At 48.0% G+C, this 2864-nt stretch carries 2 rRNA genes; both read right to left on the bottom strand.

Annotated elements, in window-relative coordinates:
- Positions 1 to 2406 (bottom strand): 23S ribosomal RNA (locus KGF45_RS19390); the annotation flags it as partial.
- 239 nt (positions 2407 to 2645) lie between these two features.
- Positions 2646 to 2864, bottom strand: a 16S ribosomal RNA gene (locus KGF45_RS19385); the annotation flags it as partial.

The following is a 2864-nucleotide window of genomic DNA, read 5'->3' as shown; positions in this document are numbered from 1 at the left end:
AACCACCGGATCACTAAGTCCGATTTTCATCCTTGCTCGACCTGTATGTCTTGCAATCAAGCTCTCTTTTGCCTTTACACTCTACGTACGATTTCCGACCGTACTGAGAGAACCTTTGAGCGCCTCCGTTACCTTTTGGGAGGCGACCGCCCCAGTCAAACTGCCCACCTGACAGTGTCCCAAGACCAGATTCATGGCCTATGGTTAGAGTCCCAGTACTACAAGGGTGGTATCCCAAGGATGGCTCCGCCAAAACTGGCGTCCTGGTTTCAAAGCCTCCCACCTATCCTGTACATGTAGTACCAAGACCCAATGTCAAGCTACAGTAAAGCTCCATGGGGTCTTTCCGTCCTGTCGCAGGTATCCGGCATCTTCACCGGAATTACAATTTCACCGAGTCTGTTGTTGAGACAGTGCCCAAATCGTTACGCCTTTCGTGCGGGTCGGAACTTACCCGACAAGGAATTTCGCTACCTTAGGACCGTTATAGTTACGGCCGCCGTTTACTGGGGCTTAAGTTCACTGCTTCGATTGCTCTAACAGATCCCCTTAACCTTCCAGCACCGGGCAGGCGTCAGCTCCTATACATCGTCTTGCGACTTAGCAGAAACCTATGTTTTTGGTAAACAGTCGCTTGGGCCTATTCTCTGCGGCCACCGTATGGTGGCACCCCTTATCCCTAAGTTACGGGGTCATTTTGCCGAGTTCCTTAACAACAGTTCTCTCGCGGGCCTTAGGATACTCTCCTCACCCACCTGTGTCGGTTTGCGGTACGGGTACCTTTAACCTCGATAGAGACTTTTCTTGACAGTGTGAAATCAGCTACTTCGCTACTAAATTTCGCTCCCCATCACATCCCAGCATTGTCAAAGCGGATTTACCTACTCTGACTGCCTCAATGCTTGGGCACACATAACCAACAGTGTGCTTAGCTTATCCTACTGTGTCATCCCATCTCTCAAACGGTTATCGGTAGTACAGGAATATCAACCTGTTGTCCATCACCTACGCCTTTCGGCCTCAGCTTAGGTCCCGACTAACCCAGGGCGGACGAACCTTCCCCTGGAAACCTTGGGTTTACGGCCTGTGGGATTCTCACCCACATCTCGCTACTCATGCCAACATTCTCACTCCCATACTGTCCACATGTCCTTACGGTCATGCTTCAACCCGTATGGGAAGCTCCCCTACCCATCATTACTGATGCCGTAGCTTCGGTAGTAAGTTTTAGCCCCGGAAATCTTCGGCGCAGGATCACTCGACCAGTGAGCTATTACGCACTCTTTGAATGAGTGGCTGCTTCTAAGCCAACATCCTGGTTGTCTGTGCAATCCCACATCCTTTACCACTTAACTTACATTTAGGGACCTTAGCTGACGATCTGGGCTGTTGCCCTTTCGACTATGAATCTTATCACCCACAGTCTGACTCCCAAGTATAAGATGACGGCATTCGGAGTTTGATAGTCTTCGGTAGGTGCAATACCCCCTAGGACATTCAGTGCTCTACCTCCGTATCTCTCACCTTGAGGCTAGCCCTAAAGCTATTTCGGGGAGAACCAGCTATCTCCGGGCTCGATTGGAATTTCACCGCTACCCACAAGTCATCCCCGAGCTTTTCAACGCTCGTGGGTTCGGACCTCCACGAAATTTTACTTTCGCTTCATCCTGCTCATGGGTAGGTCGCCCGGTTTCGGGTCTACGTCAAGTAACTGAACGCTCAGTTAAAACTCGCTTTCGCTACGGCTCCACACCTTAAGTGCTTAACCTTGCTACTTAACGTAACTCGTTGGCCCGTTCTACAAAAAGTACGCGGTCACACAAGAAATGTGCTTCCACAGCTTGTAAGTGCAGGGTTTCAGGTTCTATTTCACTCCCCTCCCGGGGTTCTTTTCACCTTTCCCTCACGGTACTATACGCTATCGGTCACTAGGTAGTATTTAGCCTTGGAGGGTGGTCCCTCCTGCTTCCCACAGGGTTTCACGTGTCCCGTGGTACTCTGGATCATATCTGAAGTTTTCTCGTTTGACATACAGGACTATTACCTTCTGTGGTGGGTCTTTCCAAACCTCTTCAATTACGATACCTCTTCGTTTAAGATATGTCCGCAACCCCAATAAAGAAAACTTTATTGGTTTGGGCTATTCCGCGTTCGCTCGCCGCTACTTACGGAATCGAATTTCTTTCTCTTCCTTCAGGTACTTAGATGTTTCAGTTCCCTGAGTTCCCCTCATTAAGCTATGTATTCACTTAATGATACTTAGACATTACTCTAAGTGAGTTTCCTCATTCGGAAATCTTCGGATCAAAGTTTACGTGCAACTCCCCGAAGCTTATCGCAGCTTATCGCGTCCTTCATCGGCTCCTAGTGCCAAGGCATCCGCCCTGCACCCTTAATAACTTGACCAGTTAAAAAGGTTTGATAGATTAGAAGCTATCAACTTCGATAATTTTAAAAAGTTATCAACTTTATATATTACAAATTAGATGTCATATCACTAAATATATATGCAGTTTTCAAAGTGCTAACGCACATCGTCAACGAACAACCTTCGTATACACTCAGATTATTCCGTTACTTATAGTGCTAATTGAGTATTCGTAAAAACGAACCCTCAAAATTAAACAGTAGGCAATTCTCCTTAGAAAGGAGGTGATCCAGCCGCACCTTCCGATACGGCTACCTTGTTACGACTTCACCCCAGTTATTGATTCCACCTTCGACGACTTCTTCCAAAAGGTTAGATAATCGGCTTCGGGCGTCTCCAACTCCCGTGGTGTGACGGGCGGTGTGTACAAGACCCGGGAACGCATTCACCGCAGCATTCTGATCTGCGATTACTAGTAACTCCAGCTTCATGTAGG

It is taken from the genome of Clostridioides sp. ZZV14-6154 (assembly GCF_020657785.1).
Lineage (GTDB): Bacteria > Bacillota > Clostridia > Peptostreptococcales > Peptostreptococcaceae > Clostridioides.
Note: the sequence above shows the minus strand (reverse complement) of the source record. Positions and strands in the feature narration are given on the sequence as shown.